A 16045-nucleotide genomic window follows, 5' to 3' on the forward strand; every position below is an offset into this window, starting at 1 on the left:
TGAGTATACCAAGGCGATCGGGTGAACTGTGGTTAAGGAATTCGGCAAATTGCCCCCGTAACTTCGGGAGAAGGGGGGCCACCCCCGGTGTAGCACCGCGCGTGTGAAGCTCGGGGTGGCCGCAGAGGCCAGGGAGAAGCGACTGTTTACTAAAAACACAGGTCCGTGCGAAGTCGTAAGACGAGGTATACGGACTGACGCCTGCCCGGTGCTGGAACGTTAACAGGACTCGTTACCCACCATGTGGGGAAGCGGAGAATGGAAGCGCCAGTAAACGGCGGTGGTAACTATAACCATCCTAAGGTAGCGAAATTCCTTGTCGGGTAAGTTCCGACCTGCACGAATGGCGTAACGACTTCTCCGCTGTCTCGACCACAGGCCCGGTGAAATTGCAGGACGAGTAAAGATGCTCGTTTCGCGCGGCAGGACGGAAAGACCCCGGGACCTTTACTATAGCTTGGTATTGGCGCGGGCTACGGCTTGTGTAGGATAGGTGGGAGACTGCGAAGCCCTCTACGCCAGTGGGGGTGGAGTCGTTGGTGAAATACCACTCTGGTCGCAGCGTGCGTCTCACGTCGAACCCTGATCGGGTTCACGGACAGTGCCTGGTGGGTAGTTTAACTGGGGCGGTTGCCTCCTAAAGAGTAACGGAGGCGCCCAACGGTTCCCTCAGCCTGGTTGGCAATCAGGCCGCGAGTGTAAGTGCACAAGGGAGCTTGACTGTGAGACTGACGGGTCGAGCAGGTGCGAAAGCAGGGACTAGTGATCCGGCACTGGCAGGTGGAAGCGGTGTCGCTCAACGGATAAAAGGTACCCCGGGGATAACAGGCTGATCTTGCCCAAGAGTCCATATCGACGGCATGGTTTGGCACCTCGATGTCGGCTCGTCGCATCCTGGGGCTGGAGTGGGTCCCAAGGGTTGGGCTGTTCGCCCATTAAAGCGGCACGCGAGCTGGGTTTAGAACGTCGTGAGACAGTTCGGTCCCTATCCGCCGCGCGCGCAGGAGACCTGCGGAAAGCTGTCCCCAGTACGAGAGGACCGGGACGGACGAACCTCTGGTGTGCCAGTTGTCCCGCCCGGGGCACGGCTGGTTGGCTACGTTCGGCACGGATAACCGCTGAAAGCATCTAAGCGGGAAGCCCGTTCCCAGATGAGGTCTCCCACCCCCAGTGGGTTAAGGCCCCCACCCGACCAGTGGGTTGATAGGCCCGACATGCACGCACAGCAATGTGTTCAGTGGACGGGTACTAACCGGCCGAGGACTTACCCCACACCACACCGCACAGCACCACTACTCGCATCCACCATCCGGCTCTGAAACAACAACCCCCAACCCCATACAGACTTGTGGTCGGTGGCCACAGCGGGGCGGGACACGCCCGGACCCATCCCGAACCCGGAAGCTAAGCCCCCCAGCGCCCAAGGTACTGCACCCCCACGGGTGTGGGAGACTCGGACACCGCCGACCACATTCACCACAAAGAGTGATCCCCGACCTCCCCGAGGCCGGGGATCACTCTTGTGTGCGGCCGCATTCACGAAGAAGTTCCCCGGCACTCCACAGTGCCGGGGAACTTCTTACGTCAGGAGCGGTCTTTTCCGGTTTCCCGTCGTCGCAGAACCTCGAAGCACACGGCGGCCGCGGCCGTTGCGACGTTGAGCGACTCCACGCCACCGTGCATGGGCACCGCGATCGTGCCGGTGACGCATTTCCGTACTTCATCGGAGAGTCCGGCGGTTTCACCGCCGAGAACGAAGACGGCACGGGTGCCGAAATCGATGTCGAAGATACTTTCCTCGGAATCCGCGTCGAGCGCGAACAACGGGTATCCGGCTTCGGTGAGCAGCTCGGCGGCTTCACCGGCGGTCCTGGTACGCAGCATCGGTGCGTGGAAGGCGATCCCGGCCGAGGCTTTGACCACGAGCGGATCGACGGTGGCCACGCCACGATGAGGAAGCACGACACCGTCGATGCCGGCGGCCGTGGCGGTTCGCAGGATCATGCCGACATTGGCGGGAGTCGTGAGCCCGTCGAGCAGGAGCAGTTTGTGCGGTGCCGTGGCTCGGTCCGCCAGCGCGTCGGTGAGTGGACGCATCCGGGGTGCGACCACATCGGCCACCACTCCCTGATCGTGGCGGCCGTTGCCCGCCAGGACTTTGACGCGGTGCGCGCTCGCCCGCTGCACGCGGACGGCGCGATCTGCGGCGGCCTCCGCGATCTCGTTGATCGGGGCACCACCGAGACCCTCGGCGATGACGACCTTGTCCACACGCAGGTCGTAGTCGTTCAGAGCTTCGAGTACCGGTTTGCGGCCGTAGATGGTGACGAACCGGTCCCGGGGAGATACTTCGCCGGACACGCCCACAAGTGTCACATGCGCGACCGGAAGTTCCCCGATCGCGGCCCCCACATGTGTCAATATCATGACCATGCCCGATCGCCTGTCCGCGCTCGACGCCTCTTTCCTGTATCTGGAGGATCCCACCACGCCCATGCACGTGGGAGGAGTCGCCGTGTTCCGGCGGCCACGGTCCGGTTTCGACTACGACCACGTGCTGTCCCTGGTCGAACGTCGACTCGCGCTGGTGCCGCGATATCGGCAGAAGGTGTTGCCGGTGCCGGGGCGTCTCGCGCGGCCGGTGTGGGTCGACGACGAGGATTTCGACATCACCTATCACGTCCGCCGGTCGGCGCTGCCCAAGCCGGGAAGCGACGAGCAACTGCACGAGTTGACCGCTCGGGTCATGGCCCGTCAGCTCGATCACACTCGTCCGCTGTGGGAGGTCTACCTGGTGGAGGGGCTCTCGGGTAACCGGGTGGCCGTGCTGACCAAGACCCACCAGGCGATGGTGGACGGTATCGGGGCGATCGACATCGGTCAGGTGATCCTGGACACCTCTCGCAAGGGGGTGACGACCGAGGTCGACGATCTCTGGATGCCCCGGCCGCAACCGGACTCGACCCGGCTGGTCACCGATGCCGTGGTCGATGCCGTCCAACGTCCGGGTGAGATCGTGGAGAACGTCCGTGCCGCGGCGACGGATGTCACGGCCACGGTCGGCAAGGTGGGCAAAGCCGTGGGTGGGTTGGCTTCGGCACTGCGCACGGCTGCCGTGCCCGCTTCGGGTGGACCGCTGAACGCGGCCACGTCGACACAGCGCCGTTTCGCCGTGGCCAGGGCGCGACTGGATACCTTCCGCTCGGTACACCGAGTGCACGGAGGCAGCGTCAACGACGTCGTGCTGGCGGTGCTGTCCGGAGCACTGCGGAGCTGGTTGTTGTCGCGGGGAGAGGTCGTTTCGGCACGAACGACGGTCCGCGCCATGGTCCCCCTGTCGATCCGCGCCGGTACCGACTCGGCGGATCCCGACTACGGGCACGACGGTGGTGTGCCGGCGGGTCTCGTGGGCAGTCGAGTGTCGGCCTACCTGGTGGAACTGCCGGTGGGGGAGTCGAATCCGCGGGTGCGACTGCACCACATCGGTCATGCCATGCGTGAACACGCCGAATCGGGGCAGTCGGTGGCCGCCGACACGCTGGTACGTGTTTCCGGTTTCGCCCCGCCGACATTGCATGCGTTGGGTGCCCGAGTGGCCAACGGTTTCTCGGACCGGTTGTTCAACGTGCTGGTCACCAACGTTCCCGGCCCCCAGGTACCGCTGTACACGGCGGGGGCGACGATGATGGAGATGTTCCCGGTGATGCCGCTGGCCAAGAACCAGACGCTGTCGATCGGTGTGACCTCCTACGACGGTGGTCTGTACTTCGGCCTCAACGGTGACCGGACGGCGATGCCGGATGTGGACGTGCTCGCGGCAATGATCGAGGAGTCGGTGGACGAGATGATCGGGACGGTTGAGTGATGAGGGTGTATGTGCCCGCTACGGTGCGAATGCTGAGGAGCCTTGTCGACGAGCGGCAACTGTGGCCGTTGGGCGGCACGGCTTTCGCCTTGACACCGGTGTTCCGCGAGTCCTACGCCAGCGGTGACACCGAGGAATTGGAGTACGCCGCGATGCGGGAGGCCGCGCGCGCGTCGCTGCGGCTGATCGCCTCGGAGACCGACGAGGCGGAGAAGGCCGAGTACCGCAGGGTCGTGATCTCGGTGGACAGTGAGGACGCGACACTGCGGCCGGATCTCGACGATGCCGTGGTGCGGTTGTCCGAGTCGGTGCAGTGGGAACAGCTCGCCGCGGTGCACATGGACGCGGAGGACGCCGAGGACGCGGTGCGCGTGGCGGCCGCCGTGATCGACGCGGCCGACCTCGGTGACGAGGAGGCGGAACTGGCGCTCGGGGATGCCGAGGACCACGAGCTGGCTTGGTACGCACCGCAGGAGGTCCCGTTCGTCCTCGAACTCATGTGAGCCGGGAGGCCCGGCGGTCTCCCCACCGGGTCGTCGGGTCACCGGATCACTTCGGGGGCTGTGAGATCCCCGGGACCTTCGGCATCGCCGATTCCCGGACCTTCTCCGGCGGCGGCACGGTGATCTTCACCGGCTCGCCCCAGTCGGAGTAGGTGATGGTGGTGGTCGTCTCCGGTACCTGGCGTCCCATGACCGTCATCGGAGGAGTGACCGACTCGACCCTCGCCGGAAGTCGTTCCGGGCCGATCCAGATCGTCTGGTTCAACTCGGTGACGCCCGCCTTGGTGAGCATCTGGTAGCTCTTCTCGGCGAGTTCGTTGCGCTGGGAGTCCACCTTGCTCAGGTCCGTGCTGATCTCGTAGCGAGTCGTCTGCTCGCCGTTGACCTTCTTCCTGGGCGGTGTCGGTGATGGTCGACCCGGGCGGCAGCATGGCCTCGAGGTCGGAGAACTTCCCCATCCGGCCCATCTGGCCCATGCTCTGCCCCATCGGGCCGTCGGAGTCGAAGCTCATCTTCACCCACGGCTTGCTCGGATCGGTCGTGCTGGGGGGGTATGACGTGCATGGCCTTCTCGGTCACGACCGTGGGGGCCATACCATCGCAGGACATCTTCGGTTCGGCGAAGTCGACCAGACACTGCTGCTTGCTCGCTCTCGCCATGCCGGGCATGCCGCCCGCGACGTCGACGTTCATGGCGACGGTCTGCTTCTCGTCCATCGAACCGGTGGCCTTGGACACCAGTGAGGAGATGTTGCTGACGGGAGTGACGGACTCCTGTCCGCCGTTCCCGGGCTGGTTCGTGCCCGTGGACTGGCCACCGCAGGCACTCAGTGTCGTCACGAGCGCGAGGCTCGACGCTGCGAGGACCGCACGACGCACGAGGGGCCTCGCCGACTCGTTCCAGCTGGAAGCTAGCGGCCTCCGGTGGTGCGGCGTGGCCTTTTCGCGAAACCGTTGTGACTACGAACTGCGCCCGGCCTGGGAAAGCAGCAGGTGGCGCAGGGAGGCGAGTTGCTCGCTGCTGCCTCCTTCCGAGGCGACGAAGGTGTCCAGGTGGCAGTCCGGGTCCTCGGCCCCGCCCAGATGACCACAGTTCGGTGGGCACTCCTCGGCCGCCGCGGAGAACCCCTCGAAGGCCGCGATCACATCTCCGGGGGTGACGTGGGCCAGGCCGAACGAGCGGATACCGGGAGTGTCGATCACCCATCCGCGCGCGGGAGCGGGCAGTGCCATGGCCACTGTCGAGGTGGAGACGTGGCGCCCCTTGCCGACACCACTGACTTCGCCGGTGGTGCGCCCGGCTTCCGGAACCAGGCGGTTGACCAGCGTGGACTTGCCGACTCCCGAATGGCCCACGAGGGCGGAGACGCGGCCGCCGAGTCGTTGCCGCAGCTCTTCGGGAGGGGTGTCCATTCGGCTGGTGATGATCGGCAGGTCGAGCGCGGAGTACGTCTCGATCCACTCGTCCGGCGAGGCCAGGTCCGCCTTGGTCAGGCACAGCACGGGTGCCAGCCCTCCTGCGTAGGCGGCGACCAGGCACCGGTCGATGAACCCCGTCCTGGGGGGTGGATCGGCCAGGGCCGTGACGATGACGAGCTGTTCGGCGTTGGCCACCACGATCCGCTCGTACGGGTCGGTGTCGTCGGCCGTGCGGCGCAGGACGCTGCTTCGCTCGTGGACCCGCACGATCCGGGCGAGGGTGCCGGTACCGCCGGAGGTGTCACCGACCAGGCCGACGTGGTCACCGACGGCGATCGGCGTGCGGCCCAGTTCCTTCGCCCGCATCGCCACGACGATCCGTTCCGGTTCGCCCGCCAGCGCACAGGTCCACCGTCCGCGGTCGACGGCGACGACCATCGCCCGCTGGGCATCGGCGTGTTCGGGACGGCGCTTGCTGCGTGGCCGGCTGCCACGGCGCCCCGGGCGCACCCGCACGTCGGACTCGTCGAGGTCCTGCCAGCCGCGCTTGCCCATCAGCTCACCGGATCCAGCAGCGTCGACCACATGCCCGTGAAATCGGGCAACGTCTTCGACGTGGTGGTGATGTCGTCGAGTGTGATCCCCGGAACGCGCAGGCCGAGGATGGCACCGGCCGTGGCCATTCGGTGATCGGCGTAGGAGTGCCACGTACCACCGTGCAACGGGCGTGGTTCTATCAGCAATCCGTCGTCGGTTTGCTGCACGGAGCTGCCCAGCGAGTTCAGCTCGTGCTGCAGGGCGGCGAGCCTGTCGGTCTCGTGTCCGCGCAGGTGCGCGATGCCGCGCAGCCTGGAGGAGCCGTGTGCGCACGCGGCCATCGCGGCCACTGTCGGGGTGAGCTCGCCCACCGCGTGAAGGTCGACGTCGGCTCCCTCCAGCTTTTCCGGACCTGTCACGGTCAGGCCGGCGCCGTCGAGCCGGACGTGGACACCCATCCGCTCGAGGATGTCGCGGATCGCGTCTCCGGCCTGGTTGGTGTGCTCCGGCCACCCGGGGACGGTGACCTCGCCCGCGGTCACCGCGGCGGCTGCCAGGAACGGCGTGGCATTGGACAGGTCGGGCTCGACGTCGAGGTCGAGCGGATCGACCGGACCGGGTTTCACTCGCCAGACGTCGGGTTGCCGGTCGTCGACCTCGACTCCGGCGGCTCGCAGCATGGTCACCGTCATGTCGATGTGCGGCAGCGACGGTACGGATTCGCCCTCGTGGACGAGGGTGATGCCGTGGTCGAAACGCGCGGCCGACAGCAGCAGCCCGGAGACGAACTGCGAGGAGGCCGAGGCGTCGATGGTGACTCTGCCTCCCGGAAGGGCCCCCTGGCCCCGCACCTCGAACGGGAGGGCGGTGCCCTCGATGTCGGCCCCCAGCGCGCGCAGACCGTCGAGAACCGTGGACAGTGGCCGCTTCCGGGCCTGCGGGTCGCCGTCGAACGTGACGGGGCCCGTGGCCAGGCTGGCGAGGGGAGGAACGAAGCGCATCACGGTGCCGGCGAGTCCGCAGTCCACCTCGGCGGGGCCGTGGGGGGAGACGGGGGTGATCAGCCATTCATCCCGTGGTCCGTCGGTGATGCGGGTCCCCAGCGCTCGTAGTGCCGCGGCCATCAGTTCGGTGTCCCTGCTGCGCAGCGGACCGTGCAGGGTCGAGGGGCCGTCGGCGAGCGCGGCCAGGACCAGCGCGCGGTTGGTGAGGGACTTCGAACCGGGGATCGTGACGGTGGCGCGTACTGCGTCACGGGCCACCGGGGCGGACCAGGGATGGCTCATGGGCATATCGTCGCGCATCGCGGCAGCGGGGACAGGTCACGGGGTCGCCACCGGCCTGTTCACCTGTCAGGATACGAACATACGGCCGAGTGGTCGGGTGGCGAGGAGGTGCCACAGGCGGATGTGCGGACGGTATGCCTCGAACAGGAGTCCCGCCACACTGGCCGGGGACTTCGGCGCCGTGGACGCCACCGGGGACGACGCTCCCGGGGCCGACCACAACATCGCTCCGACGAAGCCGGTGCTCAGCGTCGTGCAGCGGCATCCCATGGACTCCGACGGCAACCGGGACCCGTCCCGGAGCGAACGCAGTGTTCGGGTGATGCGGTGGGGTCTGGTCCCGAAGTGGGTGAAGGACCCCGCCACCGGAAGCCAGATGATCAACGCCAGGGCCGAGACGGTGACCGAGAAACCCTCCTTCCGCGGGGCGATCAGGTACTACCGGTGCCTGCTGCCCGCCGACGGGTGGTACGAGTGGAAGCGCGACGAGACGCCGAAGCAGCCGTACTTCATCACCCCGCGGGACGGTTCCGGTCTGGCGATGGCCGGGATCTGGGCGACACGGCGGGACCCCGAGCTGCCCGCGGAGGCCCCTCCGCTGGTGACCTGTGCCGTGCTGACCACGGCGGCGGTGGGGGAGCTGGCCGGCGTGCACGAGCGGATGCCGATGGTGCTGCCCTCGTCGACGTGGTCGCACTGGCTGGACCCGGACGTCGGGGACGTCGACGAGTTGCTCGGCCCGCCGTCGACGGAACTGGTCGAGGGGCTCGAGCTGCGTCCGGTCTCGCGTGCGGTGAACAACGTGCGCAACAACGGTGCCGGGCTGACCGAACGGGTCGAGGCGTCATGACCAGGATCGAGGTCCCGACACCGCACGGCCCGGCCCGGGCCGAGCTGCACTTCGCCGAGGAGGGGCGTGCGGCGTTGTTGCTCGGTCACGGTGCAGGTGGGGGTACGGAGGCCCCGGACCTGGTGGCCGTCACCCGGGCGGCCACCAGTGCGGGCGTGCACGTGGCACTGGTCGAACAGCCCTACCGGGTGGCGGGCCGCAAGGCGCCCGCCCCGGCACGGCAGCTCGATACGGCGTGGCTGACCGTCGCCGAGGACCTGGGGCAGCGCTGGTTCGCCGAGCTGCCCCTGATCTTCGGTGGACGTTCCTCGGGAGCGCGTGTCGCCTGCCGCACGGCCGAGGAGGGTACGGCATCGGCCGTGCTGTGCCTGGCGTTCCCGCTGCACCCTCCGGGGAGGCCGGAGAAGAGCAGGCAGGCCGAACTCGACGGGGTGGACCTCCCCGTGTTGGTGGTGCAGGGGGAGCGCGACTCGTTCGGCCAGTCGACCCCCACCCACAGCCGCGAGGTGGTCCTGGTCGCCGGTGACCACTCGTTGAAGGCCGATTCCGATGCCGTCTCCCGCGCGGTCAGCGAGTGGCTCGGCAGAATCCTGCGCCTGCTCGACTGAGGTCGCGTTCAGTCCCGCCGAGCGGTGATGGTGGCGACGGTGGCCCCGGTCAGGCGGACCAGCTCGTCGGGAGCGAGCTCGATTTCCAGCCCGCGTCGCCCGGCGCTGCAGTAGATGGTGTCGAACCTCGTGGCCGAGATGTCGAGCACGGTCGGTGAGCGGCGCTTTTGGCCCAGCGGGGAGATCCCTCCGCTGACGTAGCCGGTCACGCGCTCGGCGTCCGGTTCCGGGGCGAGTCCGGCCTTCTTGCCCGCACGAGCCGCTGCGAGGGCCTTGAGGTCGAGTGAGCCCGGCACCGGGACCACCGCGATCGTGAGCGTGCCGTCGACCTCGGCGACGAGGGTTTTGAAGACCCGTTCGGGCGAGGCCCCGAGCGCCTCGGCGGCCTCCTGCCCGTAGGAGGTGCTGCGAGGGTCGTGCTCGTAGGCGTGTACGTGGTGTGCGACGCGCCGTCGGGCCAGCAGCGCCGTTGCCGGAGTGCCCCGTCCCGCCATGCGACGAGCGTAGGCGAGCGGCCGGTGGCGGCGTGGTAGGGGTTTTCGACTGTTCGTGGTCGTGTGTCCGTGTGGGTCACAGCGTGTCAGTGCGTGCGTTGTCCGGGTGGGCGTTCGTGGCGTCGGGTGTGGAGTGCGATGGATTCCTCGTCGGTGGGAGGTGCGGGACCGCTGTGTCACGCTGATTCCGGGAATCTCCGCTGCTGGGGGCCACACCATCCAGATGCCCGGTGTTCGGGTGCGGCAGCGTTGTGATCACGTGACGTGTCGGGTGGGGGTGACCGGGACGGGGCGGTGCGCACCCACGAGTCGCCCCGCGAACTGGCCCGGCACGGGCAGCGGGGCACCGCCCGCATCCGGTCGGCCACGGTCTCGTTCCGCCGGGGGCGGTGGCAGGTGTCGTTGTCCGTGGAAATCGAACGACGCGAGTCGGAACCGACCCCGGGACGGCACGGTCGGGGTGAAGTCGCTGGCGGTGCTGTCGCCCGGGGAGGTCATCGCCAACCCCGTCACCTGCGATCACTGCGGCTGCCGCGCTGATCCCGACCTCAACGCCGCCCGCAACCTCGCCAGCCCGGCCAAGACCACGGACACCACGTCCTCCCCGAATTGCGGGGCGACGCAAAACGAGCCCGCCGGAAACCCCCGTAAGACCACCACACCCGAGGGTGCGCCGGGCACCGGGCACCGCCCGGGAAGGCCCCGCCCCAGGGCCGGGCCAACGCCGCGTAGCAATACGACAGCTCAGGACGGACACGCTTTCACGCACTTCCTGAACGGAATAACTCGACGGTGGGTCATGTTGTACCGCACGTGTTGACTGAGCAGTGCAATGCGGCCGTACTTGATCGGCAGGAACGTTCTGGGCAGGACCGTTTCGCCGTGCGTCGCGTATCGGCTCCTGCGCCGAGTGAGCAGCGTACCCGGGAGGTATCCTCGGAGAAGGTCCATGCGCAGAACGGCATGGGGTCGTCGTCGGTAGTTGCCCCATCTCGGCGGCGGGAAGGGAGTCCGGTGTCCGGTACCTCAGGACAGCGCGGTACATCCGCCGAACGGCCGGAGGAGGCCGCTCGGGAGTCGCAGCAGGCCGAGGAGACTCAGGCCGAGGAGACGCCCGAGCAGCGCGCGGCCCGCTTCGAACGGGACGCGATGCCGCTGCTGGACCAGCTCTACGGGGCCGCGCTGCGTATGACCCGCAACGCGGCCGATGCCGAGGATCTGGTCCAGGAGACCTACCTCAAGGCCTACTCCGCGTTCAAGTCCTTCACCCAGGGAACGAATCTGAAGGCTTGGTTGTACCGGATTCTGACCAACACCTACATCAACGGCTACCGCAAGCGGCAGCGTCAACCGCAGCAGCAGCCGACGGACGAGATCGCCGACTGGCAGCTCGCCCAAGCCGAGAACCACACCTCCAGCGGGCTGCGTTCGGCCGAGGTCGAGGCCTTGGACCGACTCCCGGACACCGACGTCAAGCACGCCTTACAGCAGCTTGGCGAGGAGTTCCGGATGGTCGTCTACCTCGCCGATGTGGAAGGCTTCGCCTACAAGGAGATCTCGGAGATTATGGGCACTCCGATCGGCACCGTAATGTCCCGGTTGCATCGTGGTCGTAAGCAGCTGCGCGACATGCTCACCGACGTCGCCCGTGATCGTGGTTTCCTGCGTGAGAAGAAGCAGGAGGTGAGCACGTCGTGAGTTGCGAGGACCCCGACACCACGTGCGAGGACGTACTCGCCGAGGTGTGGTTGTTTTTGGACAACGAGTGTGACCAGTCCCGGCGCGAGATCCTGCGCCGTCATCTCGACGAGTGCGGCAGTTGCCTGGAGCACTACGGTATCGAGGAGCACCTGAAGGAACTGCTGCACCGCAAGTGCGGTGGCGAGCACGCACCGGAGGATCTGCGGGACCGACTGCGGACCTCGATCCGCGACAGCGTGCTGCGGCAGGCCGACGTGACCGTCGAGCACGGTCCGGAGGGCAAGTCCGTCGAGGTGCGCACCAGGCCGGCCTCAGCTGCCGAGTAAGAGAGTCCGTGGACCGGCTTGTCCGGCGGTCGGTACACCCGACCAGGTGCTCCACCGGTTCGCGCGGTCGTCGGACCCGAAAACGCACAGTGGCCCCGAGTCGAATCCGGCTCGGGGCCACTTTCGCTTCGGTGCGCTCTTACTTGCCGCGCAGAGGGCGCTTGCCGTGGTTGGCGTTGTTCTTGCGAGCGGCCTTCTTCTTGCGGGCGCGCTTGGCCATGGCCCCTCCCTCGTCGGATCGGCTGCAATCGCCGTCCAGTCTGCCATGTGGGGTGACCTGCTGTTCGGGGGTGGCCCGCCGCGTGGTTTCCTGGTGGTGCGAGCTCGCCCACAGGAGGGGCACTTCAGGAGGGAGCGTCACGGATGGCCGAGGAGATCCGCGCCGAGATGGTCGCCAACGTGCTGACGGTCGACGTCAGCGACGGTCAGCAGGTCGATGACGGGGAGTCGCTGTTCGTGCTGGAGTCCATGAAGATGGAGATTCCCGTGCTGGTCGAGGCGGGCGGCCGTGTGAGCAGGATCGCGGTCAACGAAGGTGACGTGGTTCAGGAGGGCGACCTTCTCGCGGTCGTGGAGTGAGCGTATGACTTCCGGTCAGGTGATCCGAAAGGTGCTCTTTGTCCACGCTCAGTGATCTGCTGGCCGAGCACACCGGTCTGTCCGGCCAGGCGGCCGACCATTTGCAGCTCGTCGTCGCCGAGTGGCAGTTGCTCTCGGACCTGTCGTTCGCCGACTTCCTGCTCTGGGTGCCGGTCGGTCCGCGCGATGCCGCCGAGGACCGGTTCCTGTGCGTGGCACAGGCCAGACCGACCACGGCACCGACCGCTCACCCCGACGACGTCGTCGGCACCGAGGTCGTTCCCCAGGAGCATCCGCAGCTACGACGTGCCGTTGTCGAGGGGCGCATCTGCCGTGAGGAGGACCCGCGGTGGCATCTCGGCGTCCCCGTTCGGCGCGAGACCATTCCCGTCAAGCTGGATCAGCAGACCGTGGCGGTGCTCAGCAGGGACACCAACCTCGCGGTCCCGCGGGTGCCCAGTCCCCTGGAGATCGCCTACCTCGGTAGTGCCGCCGATCTCTGCCAGATGATCGCCGACGGGACGTTTCCGACCCCGGAACCCGCTCCTGACGTGCACACCAGCCCCCGGGTCGGTGACGGGCTCGTTCGCCTGGACAGTTCCGGAGCGGTGGTTTTCGCCAGTCCGAACGCGCTGTCGGCCTACCACCGGATGGGTCATGCCGCGGACCTGGTGGGAGCCGCGATCGCACCGTTGACCCGCTCCCTGCTGTCCGATCCGTTCGACGGCGAGGAAGTCGCTCAGCGGATCTGGCAGGCCCTTTCCGGGCAGCCGAGCATGCGGATGGAGGCCGAGGCACGAGGGGCGACGGTGCTGTTCCGGGCGCTGCCCCTGCAGCCACGTGGCCAGCAGGCGGGTGCTCTGCTGCTGGTGCGCGACGTGACCGAGGTCAAGCGCAGGGATCGTGCCCTGATGTCGAAGGACGCCACGATCCGGGAGATCCACCATCGGGTCAAGAACAACTTGCAGACGGTGGCGGCCCTGTTGCGCTTGCAGTCCCGCCGCACGGGTAACGGCACGGCGCGGCAGGCGCTGGACGAGTCGGTGCGGCGGGTGACGTCGATCGCACTGGTGCACGAGACGTTGTCGATGTCGGTCGACGAACGGGTCGATCTGGACGACGTGGTCGACCGGGTCATTCCGATGATGAGCGATCTGGCCACGGCGGAGACGGGGGTCAAGGTCCGCCGCGAGGGCCGCTTCGGCGTCGTGGCGGCCGAGCTGGCGACTCCGTTGGTGATGGTGCTGACCGAGCTGGTCCAGAACGCGCTGGAACATGCCTTCCCTCCGGGGGAGGGCGGCGAAGTCGTGGTGCAGGCGGAGCGTTCGGCGCGCTGGCTGGACGCGGTAATTTCTGATGACGGTCGCGGTCTGCCGGAGGATTTCTCCCTCGAGCGCGCCGAACACCTCGGCCTGCAGATTGTGCGAACCCTCGTGGAGTCTGAACTACGGGGTTCGTTGAGTTTGCGTGGTCGCGGTCAACGCGGGACCGAGGCGGTGCTGCGCGTGCCTCTGAAATACCGTCGTTGATCGGCTACCACGGTCGTGCGTCGATGGGTGCACGCCGTTTCCCCGTCGGCGTGCCCTGAATCGACCGAGTCGGCCCCCGTGGAACGTGCTGCCGCGTTCCGCACCGACATCGACGCTGATCGATCCGACTGTCGTGGGTTTTTGTGTCCTCGTGCGCGAATGCCGTCGTGTCCGCCGAAGTCCGAGAATCACCGGGATGCCCTCGTAGTCCGAAACGCTCCCGAGCGTCCTCGTCCGAACCCAGAGGTTCAGGCGTTCGTACGGGCGCGGGTGCGCGAGTTGCGACGCTTGAGTGCACGTCGCTCGTCCTCGCTCATACCGCCCCACACGCCGGCGTCCTGCCCGCTCTCCAGCGCCCAGGCCAGGCACTCCGAAGCAACCGGGCAACGGCGGCACACAGCTTTCGCCTCGGCGATTTGCAACAGCGCGGGACCGCTGTTCCCCACCGGGAAGAACAGTTCCGGGTCCTCGTCACGGCATACCGCGCGGTGGCGCCAGTCCATCGTTCCTTGCTCCTCGCTAGGCACGCCAACGCGTGCCGGTTTGTTCGTTCGGGGTGTTTGTGAATGCTTTCACGGAGTCCGTGCGCTTGTGAATACTTTCACGAACAGCCGTAATGTCAAGGGCCCGATCAAAGCCAGTGAGTGAACTCACTCGAAAGATCGACGGAACTTGACCTGGGGTTCCGGTTGGCCACCGGGCGCGATCACTGGGAACGGTCGGTGGTGGCCCACCGTTGTTCAACGGTTATACGACGACATGCAAGGCGTCGGGGACCGACTCGAAGTCGACCGCCGAACGCTTCCCGAGGTTGTCGCCGTCCACCTGGAGACGCAACGGCTGCTGACAGGCTACGTGGAGATACCCCATGTCCGCACTACGAAACACGCTTTTTCCGTGTGGTTTCGCTCTACTGCGGAGCAGCTGAACTACATGTCGTAACACTGTGTAAGTGTTCATGGTGCGCAAGGCGAGCAGTCCGAGCCCCGTGTCGAACCCGGTCTCCGGGTTGCTGCGGACCGGGTGGGAGCCGAGGTAGGTCCAGGGGTCGGTGTTCGACACGAACATCGTGTGCAGCCCGTCCACCGGTGGACTGCCCTCCGGGAAGGCCGTGATGAGCGGAGCACGCCGACACGTTCGGAAGTAGCAGGCCAGCGCCGTGCGCGCGTAAAGGCCCGGGGTGACGGTGTGGCCCTCCGTGCGGAGTCGTTCGATCTCGGCCACCACGTCGGCGTCCCAGCCGATCCCGGCGTTGAAGGTGAACCACCGACCGTCGGCCTTGCCCAGGCCGACCGTCCGGTAACTGTTCGAGGCGAGCGCCCGCAGCAGTCGATGGGTCGCCTCCACGGGATCCCGGGGGAGCCCCAGCGAACGGGCGAAGACGTTCGCCGAGCCGCCGGGGACCACGCCCAGCAGCGGGGCCGTGCCCACGCCTTCGCCGGACAGCATCCCGTTGACCACCTCGTTGACGGTTCCGTCGCCGCCGTGGGCGATGACCAGGTCGACGCCGTCGAGCGCGGCTTGCCTGGCGGCCTCGCGAGCATGGCCCTGATAGCGGGTCCCGACGCACTCCAGCTTCACCTCGCTGGCCAACGCATGTGCCAGTACGTCCCGGCCTGCGGTGGTGGTGGAGGTCGCCCGGGGGTTGACCACGAGTACTGCACGCACACCGGGCAGCCTAAGGCAACGGTCGGCGACGTTTTTCACCGTCTCGGGTGAGAGCGCTTATCGGTCGCCCACTCTCCGGAAAGAGCTTTTTCACGATGCCGCACCGCGGCGGCCGAGTGAGCGAGGTAACCGCCTGTCGGTCCGGTTCGTCGATCGGGCGGCATTACCATCGGGGAAGCGCACGTAGCGCCCTCAGTCGTGCTTTACTCCAGGAAAGGGGCCGACCGTGTCGGCAGGAGCGATCTCGCCTCCCCGGACCGTGCGTCTCGCGGGAGCCCTGACCACGGTGGAGGCGATCGTCGGTCTCGTCTTCGTCGCCGCACTGCTGATCCGCGCCGGCGCCGGTGATCTCGGCGGCGTGGGCACTTTCGACCGTGGTCAGACTTACGGTGAGGCCGGTTACTTCGGGGTGCTGTCGGCGGGTGTGCTGGCCGCTGGGATCGGTCTGTGGAAGGGCAAGCACTGGGCGCGTACGCCCTCGCTGTTGTTGCAGTTGTTGCTGCTGGGAGTGGCCTGGTACGCGCTGGGGCCCTCGGGGCGCCCGTTGATCGGAGTGGGGATCGCCGCGTTGCCCGTGGTGATCCTGTGGAGCTTGTTCAACCGTGGCGCACGTGTGTGGACCATGCGCATGAGCGAGGCACCGGACGCCGACGCCGAACCGAGATAGGGGCCCGCTCGGG

18 protein-coding genes and 2 rRNA genes (1 of these 20 running past the window's edge) are annotated in these 16045 nt (G+C 67.3%); 12 read left to right on the plus strand and 8 right to left on the minus strand.

Translation table 11 applies throughout. The features are described 5' to 3' along the window. Positions 1-1273 (plus strand): 23S ribosomal RNA (locus tag FHX42_RS11625) (it extends 1824 nt beyond the left edge of the window). A 78-nt stretch (positions 1274-1351) separates the two neighbouring features. After that, positions 1352-1469: ribosomal RNA gene (gene rrf, locus FHX42_RS11630) — 5S ribosomal RNA — on the plus strand. 115 nt (positions 1470-1584) lie between these two features. Here rrf and FHX42_RS11635 read toward each other — a convergent pair. Continuing rightward, positions 1585-2367: a TrmH family RNA methyltransferase gene (locus tag FHX42_RS11635; protein WP_407926239.1), complete on the minus strand. Its 783-nt coding sequence runs from the start codon at positions 2365-2367 to the stop codon at positions 1585-1587. A 64-nt stretch (positions 2368-2431) separates the two neighbouring features. Here FHX42_RS11635 and FHX42_RS11640 point away from each other — a divergent pair, with 64 nt between their 5' ends. Beyond that, positions 2432-3865, plus strand: a complete 1434-nt coding sequence (locus FHX42_RS11640; protein ID WP_182544303.1) for a WS/DGAT/MGAT family O-acyltransferase — start codon at positions 2432-2434, stop codon at positions 3863-3865. Continuing rightward, positions 3865-4368, plus strand: a complete 504-nt coding sequence (locus tag FHX42_RS11645; RefSeq protein ID WP_182544304.1) for a DUF6912 family protein — start codon at positions 3865-3867, stop codon at positions 4366-4368. The genes FHX42_RS11640 and FHX42_RS11645 overlap by 1 nt, the downstream gene beginning before the upstream one ends. Before the next feature lie 46 nt (positions 4369-4414). Here the strand turns inward: FHX42_RS11645 and FHX42_RS11650 are convergent, their stop codons facing one another. Continuing rightward, complete coding sequence (locus FHX42_RS11650; protein WP_182544305.1) at positions 4415-4702, minus strand: hypothetical protein; 288 nt, start codon at positions 4700-4702, stop codon at positions 4415-4417. A 74-nt stretch (positions 4703-4776) separates the two neighbouring features. Here FHX42_RS11650 and FHX42_RS11655 point away from each other — a divergent pair, with 74 nt between their 5' ends. Next, entirely contained in the window at positions 4777-5112 is a 336-nt protein-coding gene (locus FHX42_RS11655) for a hypothetical protein (RefSeq protein WP_182544306.1), read from the plus strand. A gap of 216 nt (positions 5113-5328) precedes the next feature. On the opposite strand, the gene rsgA is transcribed toward FHX42_RS11655, so the two are convergent. Together rsgA and aroA are read right to left on the minus strand one after the other, a co-directional pair. Continuing rightward, positions 5329-6342 carry a ribosome small subunit-dependent GTPase A gene (gene rsgA / locus FHX42_RS11660; protein ID WP_182544307.1) on the minus strand — a complete coding sequence of 338 codons (1014 nt, stop codon included), beginning with the start codon at positions 6340-6342 and terminating at the stop codon, positions 5329-5331. Beyond that, complete coding sequence (gene aroA / locus FHX42_RS11665; protein ID WP_182544308.1) at positions 6342-7610, minus strand: 3-phosphoshikimate 1-carboxyvinyltransferase; 1269 nt, start codon at positions 7608-7610, stop codon at positions 6342-6344. The genes rsgA and aroA overlap by 1 nt, the downstream gene beginning before the upstream one ends. A 121-nt stretch (positions 7611-7731) precedes the next feature. On the opposite strand from aroA, the gene FHX42_RS11670 reads away from it, so the two are divergent. Continuing rightward, positions 7732-8460, plus strand: a complete 729-nt coding sequence (locus FHX42_RS11670) for an SOS response-associated peptidase (protein WP_182544309.1) — start codon at positions 7732-7734, stop codon at positions 8458-8460. Further along, positions 8457-9068: an alpha/beta hydrolase family protein gene (locus FHX42_RS11675; protein ID WP_182544310.1), complete on the plus strand. Its 612-nt coding sequence runs from the start codon at positions 8457-8459 to the stop codon at positions 9066-9068. The genes FHX42_RS11670 and FHX42_RS11675 overlap by 4 nt, the downstream gene beginning before the upstream one ends. An 8-nt stretch (positions 9069-9076) precedes the next feature. Here the strand turns inward: FHX42_RS11675 and ybaK are convergent, their stop codons facing one another. Continuing rightward, the gene (ybaK, locus tag FHX42_RS11680; RefSeq protein ID WP_182544311.1) at positions 9077-9562 is read right to left on the minus strand and encodes a Cys-tRNA(Pro) deacylase; all 486 of its coding nucleotides are present in this window, start codon (positions 9560-9562) and stop codon (positions 9077-9079) included. Between the two features lie 1014 nt (positions 9563-10576). On the opposite strand from ybaK, the gene FHX42_RS11685 reads away from it, so the two are divergent. After that, complete coding sequence (locus FHX42_RS11685; protein ID WP_182544312.1) at positions 10577-11260, plus strand: sigma-70 family RNA polymerase sigma factor; 684 nt, start codon at positions 10577-10579, stop codon at positions 11258-11260. After that, complete coding sequence (rsrA, locus tag FHX42_RS11690; RefSeq protein WP_182544313.1) at positions 11257-11589, plus strand: mycothiol system anti-sigma-R factor; 333 nt, start codon at positions 11257-11259, stop codon at positions 11587-11589. The genes FHX42_RS11685 and rsrA overlap by 4 nt, the downstream gene beginning before the upstream one ends. Positions 11590-11728: 139 nt before the next feature. Here rsrA and FHX42_RS11695 read toward each other — a convergent pair whose 3' ends face one another. Next, positions 11729-11950 carry a 50S ribosomal protein bL37 gene (locus FHX42_RS11695; protein WP_182544865.1) on the minus strand — a complete coding sequence of 74 codons (222 nt, stop codon included), beginning with the start codon at positions 11948-11950 and terminating at the stop codon, positions 11729-11731. A gap of 2 nt (positions 11951-11952) precedes the next feature. Between FHX42_RS11695 and FHX42_RS11700 the strand changes: the two genes are divergently transcribed. Continuing rightward, entirely contained in the window at positions 11953-12168 is a 216-nt protein-coding gene (locus FHX42_RS11700; RefSeq protein WP_182544314.1) for a biotin/lipoyl-binding carrier protein, read from the plus strand. Positions 12169-12206: 38 nt separating this feature from the next. Beyond that, positions 12207-13697, plus strand: a complete 1491-nt coding sequence (locus FHX42_RS11705; protein WP_182544315.1) for a PAS domain-containing sensor histidine kinase — start codon at positions 12207-12209, stop codon at positions 13695-13697. Between the two features lie 248 nt (positions 13698-13945). Here the strand turns inward: FHX42_RS11705 and FHX42_RS11710 are convergent, their stop codons facing one another. Next, positions 13946-14200 (minus strand): WhiB family transcriptional regulator, encoded by a 255-nt coding sequence (locus FHX42_RS11710; RefSeq protein ID WP_182544316.1) that lies wholly within the window; start codon positions 14198-14200, stop codon positions 13946-13948. A 244-nt stretch (positions 14201-14444) separates the two neighbouring features. Continuing rightward, a complete protein-coding gene (locus FHX42_RS11715; RefSeq protein WP_182544317.1) occupies positions 14445-15365 on the minus strand; it encodes a diacylglycerol/lipid kinase family protein in 921 nt (306 codons plus the stop codon). A gap of 226 nt (positions 15366-15591) precedes the next feature. Here FHX42_RS11715 and FHX42_RS11720 point away from each other — a divergent pair, with 226 nt between their 5' ends. Further along, positions 15592-16032: a hypothetical protein gene (locus FHX42_RS11720; protein WP_328796066.1), complete on the plus strand. Its 441-nt coding sequence runs from the start codon at positions 15592-15594 to the stop codon at positions 16030-16032. Positions 16033-16045: the final 13 nt, after the last annotated feature.

This window comes from Halosaccharopolyspora lacisalsi, assembly GCF_014137975.1.
Lineage (GTDB): Bacteria > Actinomycetota > Actinomycetes > Mycobacteriales > Pseudonocardiaceae > Halosaccharopolyspora > Halosaccharopolyspora lacisalsi.